Origin of the sequence: Streptomyces sp. NPDC059917 (genome assembly GCF_042730635.1) — a bacterium.
In the GTDB taxonomy this organism is placed as follows: domain Bacteria; phylum Actinomycetota; class Actinomycetes; order Streptomycetales; family Streptomycetaceae; genus Streptomyces.
This window is the reverse complement of the sequence record NZ_JBHWLC010000015.1, coordinates 45,079-61,543: the sequence shown is the minus strand read 5'-3', so window position 1 is coordinate 61,543 and position 16,465 is coordinate 45,079. Positions and strand designations below refer to the sequence as shown.

Sequence of the window (16,465 nt, the reverse complement as noted above, 5' to 3'; positions counted from 1 at the left end):
CTTCGGTCGGTGGCGGGAGGGGGGCCGGTCGGCCACGGGCGGGTCGGTCAGCGGTGCAGGGTCAGGCGGTGGACCCCGCCGTCGACCGTGCCGACGTAGAGGGTCCGGCCGTCGGGGGCGGCGGCCAGCTTGGTGGTGTCCGTGTTCTGTAGGCCGTTCGAGACGTTCTCCCAGGTGAGGCCGTTGTCGGTGCTGCGCAGTACGCCCCGGCCGCCCTGGACGAGTCCGGACTCCTTCGAGCCGGTGGTGGCCGCGTAGAGCGCTCCGCCGACGCGCAGCAGGTCCGAGACGTGGACCGCGAGCGGCCCGGTGTCGGCGGTGCGGAAGGTCCTGCCGTCATCCGTGCTGATCCGGACGGACGAGCCGCCGACGAGCAGGCGGCGGCCGTCCATCGCGAGCGCGGTGACGGGGCCATCGGCGACCTTGGTCTTGGTGACGCCGCCGTCGTCCGAGCGGTAGAGGCCCGAGGCGTTGCCGAGCCAGACGCGCCGCGGATCGCGCGGGTCGCCGGCCATGGCGTCGAAGGACCGCTCGTGGAAGAGGTTCTTCCAGGTCCTGCCGCCGTCGGACGTCGTGAACAGCCCGTCGCCGAGGATGCTCTTGAAGCCGACCGTCACCCGGTCCGGGTCGGCCGGGTGGATCAGGAGCGAGGTCGGTATCTCCGACGAGGTGCCCTTCACCTGCCAGGTCCGGCCCGAGTCACCGCTGCGGGAGACCTCGAAGAGGCCGGTCGCGGTGCGCCGGACCTGCCACACCACCTTGGAGTCCTTCGGCGAGACGGCGATGTGCGAGGTGAGGCGCCCGGTCCTGCCCTCCGATCCGGACTGGCCCCACTCGGGACCGGCGACGGGGATCGTGGTGCGGTAGGTGCCGCTCACCGTCGCGGCGAGCAGCTGGTCGCCGGAGGCCGCGAGGGCGAAGGTGGTCAGGCCCTGCACGCCGATCCTGCGGTAGCCCGTGCCGTCGGCGGAGCCGCGGTACAGGCCGTCCTGTTCGCTGGACACGGTCACCGAGCCGTCGGCCCAGCGGTCGTAGTCCATCGCGATGGCGGCCTTGGAGGGGGCGGGCGCGGGCTTCCAGGTCCTGCCGTGGTCGCGGCTCACCTGCCCGGCGCCGAACAGCGCGCGCAGGTACAGGTCACCGCCGGAGGCGGACAGTCCGTTGCCGCCCTCCGGTAGGGGGAGCAGGGTGGACCAGGTGCGGCCCTTGTCGTAGGAGCCGCGGACGCCCGTGCCGGGCACGTAGGCGACCACCACGGTGGAGTCGGCCGCCAGGCCGCGGATGGTGTTCACCGGCTCGTCGAGGACGAGGTGGGCGGCGCCGGGGTCGCCCCTGCCGACGCCGTCGATCCGCCAGACGCCCTCGAAGGTCGCCAGGTAGAGGGTGTCGCCGACCAGGGTGGCGTCGCGGACGGCGCCGGTCACGCCGGTGGGGTACGTCGCCCAGTGGTCGCCCGCGTCGGTGCTGACCAGCAGCGCGGAGCCGACCATCGCGGCGAGGGTACGGGTCTGCTCGTCCGCGACGAACTCGTCGATGTGCGCGTCGGGCACGGCCAACGCGCGCCAGGTGCGGCCGTTGTCGTCGGTGCGCAGGATCGTGCCCCGGCGGGTGGGGTCGGCGGCCGTGTTCACGGCGTACCACCAGCGATCGGGGCGGTGGGCGTCGACCACGACCGCTCCGGTGCCGTTGCCGTCGGCGATCGGGAGCCTGCCCACCTGGCGCCAGTTGGCGCCGCCGTCGGTGGTCAGCCAGGGGGCGGCCTTGCGGAACTGGGTCACGACGGCCTGCTTCGGCCGGGCGGGCGAGAGCGCGAGGTGGCCGGCCTCGCTGTTCGGGCCGATGGGCTCCCAGCGGTTGCCGCGGCTGTCGACGGGGGTGACCTCGAAGGCGCCGGTGCCGGTGATGAGTCGGCCGTCGGTGGTCCTGGCCCGCACGGCCAACCGGTAGGCGCCGGCCGCCTTCCCCGTCACGTCGGCCTGGTAGTAGCCGGCCCCGTTCATGGTGGTGGGCAGGGTGAAGGGCTTGCCGCGCGGCGGCGTCACCTCGATCTGCGGCGGTGCGTTCAGGGCGGTCGGGGCGGCGACGTGCACGGTGGAGCGGCCGTCGCTCGGGTCGGGCGACGCCTGGACGACCAGGTGCCGGACGACGAGCAGGTACGGCACCCGCAGGGCCGGGCCGCGGTCGGGGGTGGCCGTGATCCGGCCGCTGATCTCGGTGTCGGTGGCCGGGCGGTCGGCGCGCAGGGTGACGGTGACGGTCGCGGATCCCCCGGCGGGTACGGTGACCCGCGCCGGGGAGACGGTGGTGGGCCCGGTACTGGCGAGGTTGACGGTCAGCGGTTCCTTGCCGGGGTTGGTCAGGCGTACCTTCGCGGCGCCGCCGACGGTCTTCTCCGCCAGGTCGGCGAGGCCGAACGACACGGCCGTCGGGGAGGCGGCGAGGGTGGCCGAGGCCGCGGCGGCCACGTCGAGCCGTCCACCGCCCTGGACGGTGGGGCCGGTGCCGGCGAGTTGCTTCGCGGTGCCGACCAGTGCGGACCTGATGGCGTCCGGGGCCTGGTGCGGGCGCAGTTGGCGCAGCAGGGCGGCGGCTCCGGCGACGTGCGGGCTCGCCATCGAGGTGCCCGACATGCGGTAGACACCGGGTTCGTACATCGAGGTGGGGATCGTGGAGCGGATCTCCACTCCGGGTGCGACCAGATCGGGCTTGAGGCCGAAACCGGTGGCGGGTCCGCGCGACGAGAACGAGGCGATCTCGTCGGTGGAGTCACTGCCGCGCAGGGTGACGGACACCTTGCCGGCGGCCAGTCGACGGCTCAGCTGGGCGTACTGGGTCGTGTCGATGCCCATGACGACCAGGCGGTCCATGCGCAACGAGTCGCCCGAGGCGGCGCTCCGGCCGAGGTCGGGGCGGGCGGGAGTCGCCGTGGCGTCGACCGTCCCCGGGGCGGCGGCGAGCACGGGGCCGCCGTTCTGCGGGAGACCGCCGAGCACGGCGAGCGCGCCGCGCTTCTCGGCCTCGCGCGCCCAGTCGATGTCGTTCCCGCTCAGGACGTCCGTACTGGGCGGTACGAGGATGTCGGCCCGCAGGATCTTGCCCCGTACGTCACCGACCCGCTTCCAGTCCTCGGCGGTGCCCGCGCCGACGTCGACGAGCGGCGCGGTGACCGGCTCCCGCGGCGGGTTCGCGGACAGGATGCCCCGGTACGTCTGGATCAGTTCGGGCTCCTTGCCCGCCAGGTAGGCGCTGGGCATCCGCACCCCGCTGGTGGAGGCGCCGACCGCGATGACGCCGTCGGCCGACGCCGGGGTGTTGACGGTCCCGCTGCCGGGTCCTTCGTTGCCCGCCGCCGCGACGACGACCACTCCGGCCCGCACGGCGGCGCTCGCCGCGCGGCCCAGCGGGTCGGTGCCGTCGCCGGGGCCGCCCAGGCTCATGTTGATGACGTCGGCCGGATGGGGGTTGGCCGGGTCGGCCGCCGCCTCGATGCCCGCGATGATGTCGGAGGTGTAGCCGCTGCCGTCGGCGCCGGTGACCTTGTAGGCCAGCAGACTGGCGTCCGGCGCCATGCCGGTGACGCCGCCCTTCGCGGCCGCCTTGCCCGCGATGATGCCCGCGACGTGGGTGCCGTGACCGTTGTCGTCCATCGGGTCGTCGTCGCCGTTGGCGAAGTCGAAGCCGCCGACGACCTTGTGGCCCTTGCCGAAGCCGCCGCCCAGGTCGGGGTGGCCGTAGTCCACGCCGCTGTCCAGGACCGCGACGACGGTGCCCTTGCCGGTGGCCTTCACCCCGGCCGGGTCCGCGCGCTTCCAGACCTCGGGCGCGCCGGTCAGCGGCACGCTGACGTCCGTGCGCACCTGTATCCGGGTGTCGGGCCGGACGGCGGTGACGCCCGGCAGCGCGGCCAGCCGCGCCGTCTCGGAGGCGGGCACCGTCATCGCCACGGCGTTGACGAGCAGGCCGAGTTTGCGGGGCGATGCGGGGTGCAGCCCGGCGCCCCGCACGGCCCCGACGAAGGCGTCCTGCCGTGCTTCCAGGGCCCGTCGGGCGTCACCGACGGTGGCGGCGGCGCCGGCGGCCAGGGAGGTGAGGGAGCCGCCGGGGGCGGCCGTGACGGCGGCGTTCCCGGACAGTTCGACGATGACCCGCTGGTTCGGGTCGGGTGACGTCGCGGTCGCGGTCGCTGTGGCGGGCATCGCGGTGAGCGTCCCGGCGAGCGCGACGGTGGTGACCGTGACGGCCACCAGGCGTCGGCTTCTTCGTGGGTTCTTGGCCATGGGGAGAAGTCCTAGCCCCGAAGTCACTCTCCGTACAACGGATCCCGGCGGCCCATTGCTGCCGCTGGCACAAGTGGGCCAGTATCCGCATATGACGAACGATCTCACCCCCGCAGGCATCGATCCGTTCGACGAGAGCGTCTACCGGGCCGTGTTGACCCGTCGTACGGCGGCGCCCACCGAACTCGCCGCCGACCTCGGCTGCTCACCCGTCCGCGCCGCCCGGGCGCTGGACCGACTGCACGACCAGGGGTTGGTCGGGCGGCTCGCGGGTGTCCGCCGCCGGTACGCCGCGATCGAGCCGGCGGGCGCGGTCGAGTCCCTGGTGCGCACCAGGGCCGCGGAGTTGGACCGGGTCCGTTCGGCGGCGGGCGAGCTGTCCCGCCTCTTCGCGGCGGCCCAGGCCGGCACCGCCGGAGAGGACGAGGTGGAGATCACCACCGGCCGGGAGGCGCTCGGCCGGTGGTTCGTGCGCCTCCAACAGGAGGCGCGCGAGGACGTCATGACACTGGACCGGCCGCCGTACGCACTGACCACCTCCAACCCGGTGGAGAGCACCGCGCTCGGGCGCGGCGTGCGCTACCGCGCGGTCTACGCGCCGGAGGCGTTGGAGTGGCCGGGGGTGCTCGAAGACATCCGCGGCCTGGTGCGCCGCGGCGAACAGGCCCGGGTGATGCCGGGCCTGCGGATCAAACTGGCCATCGCCGACCGCCGGTTGGCGCTGATGCCGCTCTCCCTGGACCTCGACGGCGTGCGCGCCGCGGTCATCCGCCCCTCCAGCCTGTTGGACGCCCTCACCGACTACTGGGAGCTGTGCTGGAAACAGGCCCTGCCGCTCGACGCCCCCGCCGAGGACCCGCTCGGCGAGGAGGACCGCCTGGTGCTCACCCTGCTGGTCAGCGGCCTCAAGGACGAGGCCATCGCCCGTCAGCTCGGCTGGTCCGTGCGCACCATGCGCCGACGCATGAGCCACCTCCACGAACTCCTGGGCGCGGTGAACCGCTTCCAGGCCGGGGTCGTCGCGGCCCGCCGCGGCTGGATCTGACCGCCCCGTTCGGGCCTATTCGGGTTCCGGGGTGCTGCCGAGGCCGTGGTCCAGGTAGGCGGCGTAGGCGTCCGCCACGGCCCGGGGCACCGCGGCGCCGAACGCCCCCAGGTTGATCAGGCCGCGGACGCTCTCGGAAACGTGGCCGTCGGGCCCGTACCACCGGGCGGGCAGCACGCCGTATTGCGCGTCGAGGAGGCTCGTGCGCGCGTGGTGGCTCTGCTCGTCCCGGCGGTTCCAGGCGACCAGGGCCACGGTTCCCGGCTCCCGGGCCTCCCGCAGCGCGATCAGCGCGGCGCGCAGCCGCGGCACGCTGAGCGCCCAGGGGTCCACGAGCAGGACCAGCGGTCCGGTGGACGGGCCGGCGCGCTCCACCCGGGCGACCTCGGCGTCCAGAGTGGTGGCGTCCACCTGGTCGTTGAGGTGGAAGGCGAGGTCGGTGGCCACGTCCACGAGGGGCCGCCGGGAATCGGGGTGGTACGGGTTCCAGCGATCGGGCACGTCGCCGTAGTAGCGGGGGTCGCGCCCCTGGGGCAGGTCGCGCAGGGTCGGGGCCACCACGGCGATCCGCAGGCTCTCCTCGCCCGGCGCGTGCGACCTGAACGCGGAAGGTGCCCGGAGGTAGTCGACGGTCACGGCGGATGCTCCGCGGGTGGACTCGGCCACGCCCACGATCCGCGCGGCCAGTTGGCCGACCGCCTGCCGGTACTCGTGGGCGTAGGAGCGGAGCCGGATCAGCCCGTACAGCCCCTCGGTCGTGTAGTGCTCCCCGAAGGAGCGCGCGTCGACCGGGAATTGTCGCGCGGGGCGGGGCATCAGGTGCGGTGGCACGGGCACCCAGACCGCGGGCACCACGGCCTGGACCCGCTCGGCGTCGTGCGCGCCTTGGACGACGGAACGCTGGGCGAAGGCGTACCACTCCTTGCCGCAGCTCTCGCTGGTGAAGTAGCGGGGCGAGTAGAGCGGGACCAACACCCGGCTGGCCGACAGCATTTCGCTCAACCGTTCGGCCCATCGCGCCCCGGGATCCAGCTGCTCGTCCATGAACCCGGCGGCAACGCCGGCGGGCAGGTCCGCGAGCGCGAGCACCTCTTCGCAGAGGTCGCGGAAGAAGCGCCGCACCCACCGGTTCGAGTCGGTGGTCCGTGAGCCGAGAAGCGGCGTATGAGCGTAGCTCAGGAAGAAGTAGGGCCGGGCGGGGGACCGTACCCCCGGTGCCGCCACCCCGCTCGTCACCGGGCGGCCGGTGCCGGTGCCGGACCCGGCTCCGAGGTCGCGGAGCGTACGGTCGGACGCGCGGGCGAAGGGCTCCGCCTCCGGCCCGATCCCGGCGGCCCCCGCCGCGTCCGGCACCAGTGCCGGGAAGCGGCCGGGTGCCGCGGTGTGCGCCGCGACGAACCGGGTCAGCACCTCACGGGTGCGCAGCGCGTCCCGGGCGCCGAGCCGCGGCGCCAGGTGCTCGCGCACGCCGTCCCGGAAGCGGAGCACCGGCCCGCCCGGCCCGACCCCCGCTTCCGCCCCGGCCGCCCGCGCCTCGACGAGGAACAGGCCGCCGACGACCACCTCGGCCAGATCGGCCGCCGTGGCCTCCGGGACGAGCTCCTGCCGGATCACGTGGAGCAGGCCGGTGTACAGCTGCGGGTACGCCGAGCAGAGCACCGCGAGCCGGACGGCCGGTGTCGAGGCCCGGCGCAGGAACGCCTCGGCCGTCCGCGCGGCGTCGGCGGGCCCTTCCCCCGGCGCGGCGGGCGCCGGGCCGACCAGCCCCGGACCGGGGAGCAGCACCGCCTCGCAGCCGTCCGGGTCGCCCCGCATCAGCGTGCGGGCCCAGCGGGAGACGGAGCGCGGCGTCAGCCCGACGACGGGCAGCGGCAGCCAGGCGTCCCCGTGGCCGCCGACCGGCGCGTGCTCCCGCGCCGACGGCCCGTACGCCAGCTCCGCCAGCGGGGGGACCGCGAACCGCAGCGCGGGGTTGCGCGCGCCCGGCGCCCCGGGCGGGGTGACCCGCACCGCCGGGAGGTCGAGTCCGCTGTACCGCCAGATCCGCGACGGCAGCGGGTTCACCAGCACGGTGGGGGTGGCCGCGGCCCAACCGCGCAGCCGGTCCCAGAAGGCGCGCTCGCCCCCGGCGCCGGACACGCAGTCGGAGAGGACGAGGACCAGCCGCCGGGGCCGCGCCGACGGAGCCCCGGCGCCGAGGCCGCCCGCACCCGTACCGGGGCTGGTGGCGGCGACCGGCGGCCACGAGGCGGCCTCCCGGACCCGGAGCGTGCGGAACGCTCCCGTCGAGGCCAGCACCTTCAGCAGCTCGGCGCCCGTGTCCTGCCAGACGGCCATGGTCGGGGACCGGTCGAGCACGACGGTCAGGTCGAACCAGCGCTCCGGGGCGGGGCGGAAGGCGGGCAGCAGCTCCCCGCTGCGGGCGTACCCCGCGACCGTCTCCCCGACGTCCAGCCGCGTTCCGCGGCCCGCGGGCCAGACCCGGCGCAGCGGCCGCAGCGCGCGGGCGAGCTCCCGGGCACGGGGCAGCGCCGCGGCGCGGGGCACCGACATCTCCCGGGCGGGCAGCGAAGCGCCGCCCGGCCCCGACGGTCCGTACACCCCGAGACCCGGCCGTCGCCCGATCCGTTCGCGCGCGTCGACGGCGCCCGCTCCAGCAGCCGTGGCGGCGTCGGGCGCCGGGGCGCCGGGGGCGGCCGCGGCGCTCGCCGCCGGGTCGTGCTGCCCGGCCGTCGCCGCCAGCCAGAGCACTTCGGCGATCGAGAGTGCGTCCAGCCCCCGACCGAGCCCGTGCAGGGCCCCGGTGACGGCCGCCAGCGGGTCGCCCTCGCGGTCCGGGGCCGGGGGCGGCGGCGGTGCGGGGGCGTCAGGCACCCGAGAGGTCCCGCATCAGGAGCGCGATCAGCTTCTCCCGCTCGGCGTCCGCCATCCGAGCGGGGCCGTCCAAAAGGTGCAGGGTGCCCAGGAGTTGGTCGACGGCCACGCTCTCGCCCGCCGCGACCCGCCGCACGAAGCCGTCCACCAGCTCGGCCGCCGGACCCGCGTCGCCGACCTCCAGGCCCAGGTGGCCCCGTACGACGCCGCGGATCAGCTCGGCGGTCGGCTTGGGCATGGTGTAGCGCACGCAGCGCCGCAAGAAGGGGGCCGGCAGCTCCTGTTCGCCGTTGCTCGTCATCACGATGAAGGGGAACTCGGTGCACTGCACGTGCCCGTCCTCCACGAGGTGGCGCGCCCCGCTCTCCCAGACCCGCACCAGCGCCCGGTCCTGCTCCTCGCGCATCAGCTCGGTGACGCGGAACTCGCCCCGTTCCAGGACGTCGAGGAGGTCCCCGGGCAGGTCCAGGTCGGCCTTGTCGATCTCGTCGACGAGCAGCGCGCGCGGCCGGGGCGAGGGCAGCAGCGCGGTCCCCAGCGGCCCGAGGGTCAAGAAGGCGGCGATGTCGTCCGTACCCGCTTCGTTTCCGGCCCGGGCCTTCTCCTGCTGGAGCCGGTGCGCGTGGATGCGGCCGAGCGCGTCGTAGCGGTACAGGGCGTCCGCGAGCGTACTGCGCGAGGTGACGTGCCAGCGCAGTACGGGCCCCAGGTCCAGCTCGGCGGCCACCTGCTCGATCACCGTGGACTTCCCGGTGCCCGGGCCGCCGGTGATCAACAGCGGCCTGCGCAGCGCCAGGGCCGCGTTCACGGCGTCGGTCAGCCCCGCCGGAGGCCGGAACACACCGGCGGCCGACGGGATCGGGAAGGTCCGCCACGGCGGCGGGGCGGGGAGGGCGGCGGCGGGCCTCGGCACGCCGTCGCCCCGGTAGTACGCGTCCCAGGTCATGGGGTCCCCTCGGCTCGGTCGCGGACGGGCAGGGGCGCCGTCCGCAGGAGGCGGCAGAAGCGCAGCCAGTGCTCGTCGTCCCAGACGGCGCGCAGATCGGCGAGGTCGGCGCCTTCGACGCCGCGCCACCGTTCGCGGTAGGCCTGCGCCAGGGCGCCCGGCATGGCCCACCAGTCACGGTCGAGGACGGCGCGCCGCTCCTCGGGGAAGCCCGCGGCGCCGTCCGGCCACAGCAGCACCGGGGTGTAGGCGAGCAGCGTCTCCATCAGCCGCGCGTCGGCGCCGGGATGGCTGCTGAGGCCGATCCCGCGGGCGTAGCGCCCGACCCGCAGGTGCCCGCGCAGCCGCGCCGCGTCGAGCAGGTCCTCGTGCGCGAGCCAGTCCACGGGCGTGCTCCCCCGGCACTCGGCGATCGACTCCCACCGCGCGGCGACCACCGGCTCGATGCTGCGCAGCGCCGCGTCGGGGGTCAGCCGACTGCTCCAGTGCAGGTGCACGTCGTACCGGATGCCCAGGAGCATGGCGGCGCCCACCTCTTCGGGCCGCCAGGTCAGCAACGGACCGCTCGGCACGGCCAGGTCCAGGCGTTTCAGGGGGAGTTCGAGGGTGCGGGCGTGCTCCTCGGCCCACAGGACGGCCTCCTCGACGGCGTTCTCGGCGCCCGCGCGGTCCGCGCTGTCGCTGGGGAACTGCTCGTGGTGGATGACCGAACCGTCCAGGAGCAGCCAGCCGTCGAGGACTTCGGGCCAGTCCCCGATCAGGGAGGAGTGCAGGCTGACGACGAGGCCGAGCCGCTGGCCGGCCGCGCGCCGGGCGGTGTGCTCGATGGCGTCGTTGACCTCGACGGGAGCCTCGATCCGCGCGGCCCAGGCGCGCAGCTCGGGGTCCCCCGGGTCCCGGCCGCAGACCTGGGCGAGGAGCGTGACGAAGCGGGCGACGGCCCGCCTGCCGTCCCGTTCGGTGTCCGGGTGGTTGAAGACCAGCTCGTCGATGATGGCGACGTCGGAGAGGTGCGGGGCGCCGGTCGCGGGGAGGCGTCCCTCGGCCGCCAGCATGCTGTACAGGGTGTGCCGCAGCCGGGCGGTGGTCAGCTCGGCGCCGAGCCAGCTACGGACGAAGTCGACCGTGCGGACCGCGACGAGGAGTCCGTCGAGGCCGCGTAGCGCCCGCTCGCGCAGCGGTCCGGGCGGGTGGCGCAGCAGTTCGCCGCGGCAGCGCAGGGCCGCCCGCACGTCCGGGGCGCCGTCCGGCACGGGCATCGCGGGATCCAGGGCCGCGAACGCCTCGGTGAGTTCCTCACCGGCGAGCACCCCGCCGAAGCCGCCCGACAGGCCCTGCCGGGCGCGGGCGTTGCGGGCGATCCACAGGGGTTCGTCGGCCGCGCCGTCCCCGTCGTAGTCGAATCCGGAGACGTTCTGCCCGACCAGGAGGCCGCGCAGCGCCTCACGGGTGGCGGCCACGCCGAGGGTGGCCCCGACGCCGGGCAGGCCCTCGCGCAGGACGGCGGTCAGCTTCCGGGAGAAGGCGAGGTCGACGGCGGGCTGTCCGAGGGAGGAGGCCATCAGCAGCCCCAGCCGGGTCCGGCCGTTGCGGGCGCCCCCGGCCAGGTCCGCCACCGCGGGCGGCGCTCCGGCGGCGTGGCAGGTGTCGACGACGCCGAGCACGCCGTCGACCCCGGGGTGGTCCGCGGCCCGCACCAGCAGCTCGCTCACGTTCACCGCGCCGTGCCGCAGGTCGTCGGTGGAGTCGGCGCACATGAGGTGCAGGGTGCTGGTGCGCCCGGCGGCGAAGCCGTGCCCGAGGAAGGCGAGGACGAGCGTCGCGCGGTGCTCGGCCGCGTGGTCGATGGCGGCGCCCACGCTCTCCACGAGGGCCGCGCTGGTCAGGTCGTCACCGCTGATCAGGGAGGAGCGCCCGGCCGGCAGCCCCGGTTCGCAGGCACCGAGCGAGGCGTCGGCCAGGGCCCCGTACAGCGCGGCGGCCGCCTCCTCCAACGAGGTCAGCCGGACCATCGAGGGGCACTGCGGTGCGATCACCAGGACGTGGCGCCGCCCGGCCCGGCGGCCTCTCACCAGGGCTGCCCGCCGTCCGTGTCCGCGCCCGACCGCGGGCGCGCGAGCCGGGACAGCGCCTCGGCGACGGGACCGGCGACGGCCGGTTGCGCCAGGTACTTCTCGGCGGAGTGCACCCAGACGCCGTCCGAATCGACCCGGCGCGATCGCGGTACGACGCCGGCGGAGTTGCCCCGTACGTCCCGCTCCAGCCGCGGCCGGACGGTGAGGACGTCGTCGCGGTCCCAGAAGTTCAGCCAGTCGCCGACCCCCTCGGGCACGACCGGGGGCTGCGGGACGAGCCGGGGCCACACGGCCGTCCGCATGGTGAGGGGGGAGCCGATCGTGACGAACAACGGCACCGGTGCCGCGAGTTCGTGGAGCGCCTCCAGCGCGACGACCGACCCCAGGGAGTGCGCCACGACCACCGCCGGCCCGTCGCCCACCGCCTCGGCGACCCGGGCGCGGATGCGCCGGTCGAGCCCGGCGCCGTCCGCACCGGCTTCGACGCGGGCCAAGTACCGCGCGACCTGGGCGAGATGACCGACCATCACCTTGGGGGTGATCCAGCGACCGGCGCCGCTCCACGGCCGCAGCGCCAGGACCGTGGTGACCACGTCGAGCGCGCGGCGTACGACCTGCCCGCCGCCCTGCTCCTGCGCCCTGGGGGCGGCCTGCGCCCGGGCGTGGTCCAGGATCCGCAGTTCGTCCGCGTCCGCCGCCTCCGTCAGGTGCTCCACCCAGGCGACCAGCAGCTCCGCCAGGACCGCGTCCGTGGCCGCGTCCGCATCGCTCCCCGGATCCCCGGCGCCCTGCGCCTGCTCCTGGTGGAACAGGTCGCCGTAGTAGGCGAACGCGCACTCGACCGCCCCGCCGCGGGCCAGCGCGGCCGCCGCTCCGGCGTGCCCGGCCGCCCGCATGCCCTCGGCCAACGCCCCTGCCCACGCGACGCGTTCGCCTTCCGGATCGCGCGGTCCGCCGATCCCGTGGACGAACACCAGCCGTGGCCGCATCGGACCCTCCCCTGGTACAGCGCGGTGTGTTGGCAGGTTAGCAACGCACCTGCCGCCGCGCGCCCTGATCGCCCCGGGTGGGTCCTCGGACGCCGGACTGGCGTCCGATCCGGGCGGCCTCAGCCCGCGTGGACGTGCGGGCGGCGGGCGCGGTCGGGTTCGGCCTCGCGGATGACCTCGCGCGTGACCGGGGCGACTTCGCCCTGACCGAAGAGGAAGAAGCGCAGGAAATGGGTGAAGGGGTTGCCCTCGGTCCACTCGAAGTAGATGTGGGGCCGCTGCCCGGTCGTGTCGCGCACGTGCAGGAGCAGCGCGGCGAGGGCGTTCGGTACGGTCGAACTCTCCAGGGTCAGCACGCGGTAGCGGCCGTGGAGCACCTCGCCCCGCACCCGCAGACCGGATTCGAACTCGGACGGGTCCAGGACCGTGACCTCGACGAACAGCACGTCGTCCGTGACCGGTACGTCGTTGTCGGCGCGGATCTGCTCCACCTTGTCCCGGTACTCGGCGAGGTCGCGGCTGTCGGGTTCGTTGGCGATGAAGCGGATGGTGCGGTTGGCGGTGTCGCGCACGAACCGCTGCGCCATCTCGTCGAGTTCCACGTCCGTGACGCGCAGCTCGAAGACGCGGGCGAGGCGGGAGAGCAGGGAGAGCGCCATGATGCCCGCGATGAAGCAGGCGCCGATCTTCACGCCGTCGGGCCGCTCCACCACGTTGACCGCCGTCGTGTAGAGGAGGACCGCGGAGATCAGGCCGAAGGCGAGGGTCCAGCCGCGCTGGCGGGCCCGCCGGGCGGCGATCGTGACGGCGACGGCGGCCGAAGTGATCAGGACCAGGACCCCCGTGGCGTACGCGCCGCCCTGCGCGTCGACGTCGGCGTCGAAGAGCCAGGTGACGAGGAAGGCGACGAGGGTGAAGACGATGACCATCGGGCGCAGCGCGCGGGCCCAGTGCGGGGCCATGCCGTAGCGGGGGAGATAGCGCGGCATCAGGTTGAGGAGACCGGCCATGGCCGAGGAACCGGCGAACCAGAGGATGAGGATCGTCGCGACGTCGTAGACGGTGCCGAAGGTGGAGCCGAGGTGTTCGTGCGCGAGGTAGGCGAGCGCGCGACCGTTCGCCGCTCCACCCGGCTCGAACTCGGCGGCGGGGATCAGCAGGGTGGTGATGAAGCTGGAGCAGATCAGGAAGACGCTCATGATTACGGCGGCCGTGGTGAGCAGCTTCTTGGTCTCGCGGATCCGCCCGGCGGGCCGGTCGTGCGTGTCGTCCGGGTCGCCCTGGACGTGCGGCATGACCGCGACGCCCGTCTCGAACCCGGAGAGCCCGAGGGCCAGTTTGGGGAAGACGACCAGGGCGATGGCGATCATCATGAACGGGTTGCCGTGCTGGGCGGTGAGCGCGTGCGACCAGTCGGTGACCACGTGCGGCTCGGTCACCACCTGCCACAGGCCCACCGCCATCACCACCACGTTCAGCGTGAGGTAGGTCCCCACCAGGACGACGGCCACCCCGATCGCCTCGCTGAAGCCCTTGAGGAAGACGGCTCCCAGCAGCGCGATCATGATCAGGGTGATGACCAGTTGGTGCCCGCTCAGCACACCGGTGAGGTGCGGGTTCTCCACCAGGTGCGCGGTCGCGTCCGCGGCGGAGAGGGTGATCGTGATCAGGAAGTCGGTGGCCGCGAACCCGAGCAGGGTCAGCACGAACAGCTTGCCCTTCCAGAAGGACAGCAGCCGCTCCAGCATCGCGATCGAGCCCTCGCCGTGCGGGCTCTCCTCGGCCACCCGGCGGTAGACGGGCAGCGCGCCCAGCAGGGTGAGGACGACGAGCACGATCGTGGCGAGCGGCGAGAGCAGGCCGGCGGCGAGCGCCGCGATGCCGGGCTGGTAGCCGAGGGTGGAGAAGTAGTCCAGGCCGGTCAGGCACATCACGCGCCACCAGGGGCGGCCGTGTTCACCGCGCGGCGCGTCCTGCCGACCGCGCCCCCGCTCCTGTTTCATCTGGTCGGTGAGGCCTTCCAACATCCAGGCGCGCAGGCGCGTGGTGCGGGTGGGGACGGCCATCGTGGTGCTCCTGTCGTACAGCCCGGATCCGGCCAAAGAGAGGGCCGCGACGACCGAGCGTACGGAAATCGCCCGGATGTGCACGATCGGGCGACGATCCTGACGCGCCCTTAACGCGGAAGGTCGCTGACCTCGGCCGATGCGTCCCGCGCGATGCCCGACACGCGGTGCACGCGCAGCGCGAGCTGGATCTCCAGGGCCCGCGCGGGGGAGTTCCAGCTCTCGCCCAGGAGCCGGCGGATCCGGTCCAGCCGCTGCACCACGGTGTTGACGTGGACGTGCAGCGCGTCCTTGGCCCTGGCCAGGCTGGCCCCGTGCGCGTAGTACGCCTCCAGGGTCCCGATCAGCTCGGTGCCGCGCCTGCGGTCGTAGTCCAGTACGGGGCCCAGCACCCGCTCCACGTAGCCGGACACGTCGCCGCGCTCGCCCAGCAGGATCCCGAGGAAACCCAGGTCCGGCAGGGCCGCGCCCTGCCCGGTGTGCCCCAGGGCGTGCAGCGCCTCCAGGCAGCGCAACGCCTCGGCGTGCGCGGCGGGCAGCCCGGGCGGACCCGCGGCCGGCCCGGCGGAGCCCACGGTGACCGGGGCCGCCAGTACCCGGCCCAGGTCCTCGGCGAGCGAGCGGGCCAGCGGACCGGGGTGCCCGGTCGGCGCGACGAGCACCACGCGGCCCTCGTACAGTCCGGCGAGCCCCTCCAGGGCCCGGGCCCGGCGGGCCCCCTCGACCAGCAGCCTGGTCCGCTGCGCCGCGTCGCAGTGCAGCACCAGTACGGCGTGCGGGCGGGTCAGGTCGACGCCGAGCTTGCGCGCGCGCAGCGACTGACCGGCGGGGTCCCGGACCCGCCCCGCGGGCCCGGTGGCCAGGAGGTCGCCCAGCAGCTCGCCGCGGACCCGGTCCTCGGCCTGCGCCGTGGACCGGCGCAGCAACAGCAGCAGGGCGGTGACCAGCGCGGTGCGTTCGAAGAGCCGCCGGTCGGTGTCGGGGAGCTCCGGGCGGCCGGTCAGGGTGATGCTGCCGAGGAGTTCGGGCCCCGCGAGGACCGCGCAGACCCAGTTCCCGGCCGCGCGCACGGCCCGGCCCCCGGAACGGGACGCCGCCGTCCACGCCTCGCGCGCGTCCCGTGCGTCCCGTGCGTCTAGTGCGTCCCTTGCGTCTCGTGCATCCCGTGCGTCCGGCCGCTCGGATGTCTCCGACTGCCCTTGCGCTCGGGGTCCCGACGCCACCCGGGCGAGTTCGCTGCCGTCCGCGTCGTGGACCACCAGGCCGCCGCCCAGCAGCGCCGCGACCTCGCGGGCCAGGTCGCCCGTGTCGGCGCCGCGCAGCACCAGTTCGGTGAGCCGGTCGTGGGTCTCGGCGGCCAGCCGCATCGCCTCGCTGTGCGCGCGTACGGTCTCGTTCGCCACGCCCAGCTCGACGAGGGCCGCGCGCGTCTCCTCCAGCAGCCGGGCGCCGTCGATGGCCACGGCCGCGTGGTCGGCGAGCGAGGCGAGCAGGGCGACCGCCTCGGGAGCGAACTCGCGGACCGCCCGGTCGGCGGCGTACAGCACCCCGATGACCCGGTTGCCCACCCGTAGCGGGACGCCGAGGATCCCGCGCAGCCCCTCCTCGCTCACACCGTTGTCGATGGCCGCGGTGTGCTTGAAGCGGTCGTCCGCGCGGTAGTCGGCGGAGGCGTACGGGCGGGCGCTCTGGGCGACCAGACCGCCGAGCCCCTCGCCCATGCCCAGGCGCAACTGCTGGAAGGCGGCCGAGACGGAGCCGTCGGTGACCCGCATGTAGGTGTCCCCGACGACCGGGTCGTTGAGGGTGAGGTAGGTGACGTCTGTCCCCAGCAGCAGCCGGGCCCGGTGCACGATGGCCCGCAGGACGGCGTCCGGGTCCCGCAGGGCGGCCAGGTCCCCGGCGGTGTCGAACAGCGCGGTGAGTTCCGCCTCGCGGCGCCGGTGCTGGTCCAGGGTGCGGCGGATGTCCAGGGCGACCCGGGTGGCCTCCTCCACCCACGCCTGCTCCCCGGCCCCGACCCCGGCCGCGCGGGCGTCCGCCGCGGGCCGGGCGAAGCGTTCGGCCGGTGCTCCGTCGGCCAGCAGACCGAGCAACTCCCGCAGGGCGACAGCCGCTGCGTGGTCGGGGACCGCGTGGTCGGCCGCGGCGCGGTCGGGCGTCCCGTCGTCCGCCATCCCGTCGTCCGCCATC

Annotated in this window: 8 protein-coding genes; 1 reads left to right on the top strand and 7 read right to left on the bottom strand. The window is 74.9% G+C overall.

Going from position 1 to position 16,465, the window contains the following annotated elements:
* Nucleotides 1–47: 47 nt before the first annotated feature.
* On the bottom strand, nt 48–4,277 hold the full coding sequence (locus ACFWAR_RS11500) for a S8 family serine peptidase (protein ID WP_385775627.1): 4,230 nt from the start codon (nt 4,275–4,277) through the stop codon (nt 48–50).
* Nucleotides 4,278–4,368: 91 nt separating this feature from the next.
* On the opposite strand from ACFWAR_RS11500, the gene ACFWAR_RS11495 reads away from it, so the two are divergent.
* Complete coding sequence (locus tag ACFWAR_RS11495; protein ID WP_385775624.1) at nt 4,369–5,322, top strand: helix-turn-helix domain-containing protein; 954 nt, start codon at nt 4,369–4,371, stop codon at nt 5,320–5,322.
* A 15-nt stretch (nt 5,323–5,337) separates the two neighbouring features.
* On the opposite strand, the gene ACFWAR_RS11490 is transcribed toward ACFWAR_RS11495, so the two are convergent.
* From ACFWAR_RS11490 to ACFWAR_RS11465, 6 genes are all read right to left on the bottom strand, one after another.
* Nucleotides 5,338–8,196: a TIR-like protein FxsC gene (locus tag ACFWAR_RS11490; protein WP_385775621.1), complete on the bottom strand. Its 2,859-nt coding sequence runs from the start codon at nt 8,194–8,196 to the stop codon at nt 5,338–5,340.
* Nucleotides 8,189–9,142: an AAA family ATPase gene (locus ACFWAR_RS11485; protein ID WP_385775618.1), complete on the bottom strand. Its 954-nt coding sequence runs from the start codon at nt 9,140–9,142 to the stop codon at nt 8,189–8,191. Before ACFWAR_RS11485 ends, ACFWAR_RS11490 begins: the two co-directional genes overlap by 8 nt.
* A complete protein-coding gene (locus ACFWAR_RS11480; protein WP_385775615.1) occupies nt 9,139–11,214 on the bottom strand; it encodes a hypothetical protein in 2,076 nt (691 codons plus the stop codon). Before ACFWAR_RS11480 ends, ACFWAR_RS11485 begins: the two co-directional genes overlap by 4 nt.
* Nucleotides 11,211–12,206, bottom strand: coding sequence for a hypothetical protein (locus ACFWAR_RS11475; RefSeq protein ID WP_385775612.1), 996 nt, complete (start codon nt 12,204–12,206; stop codon nt 11,211–11,213). The genes ACFWAR_RS11480 and ACFWAR_RS11475 overlap by 4 nt, the downstream gene beginning before the upstream one ends.
* 119 nt (nt 12,207–12,325) lie before the next feature.
* On the bottom strand, nt 12,326–14,272 hold the full coding sequence (locus ACFWAR_RS11470; protein ID WP_385775609.1) for an amino acid transporter: 1,947 nt from the start codon (nt 14,270–14,272) through the stop codon (nt 12,326–12,328).
* Nucleotides 14,273–14,382: 110 nt separating this feature from the next.
* The gene (locus tag ACFWAR_RS11465) at nt 14,383–16,449 is read right to left on the bottom strand and encodes a helix-turn-helix domain-containing protein (protein WP_385775766.1); all 2,067 of its coding nucleotides are present in this window, start codon (nt 16,447–16,449) and stop codon (nt 14,383–14,385) included.
* Nucleotides 16,450–16,465 lie beyond the last annotated feature (16 nt).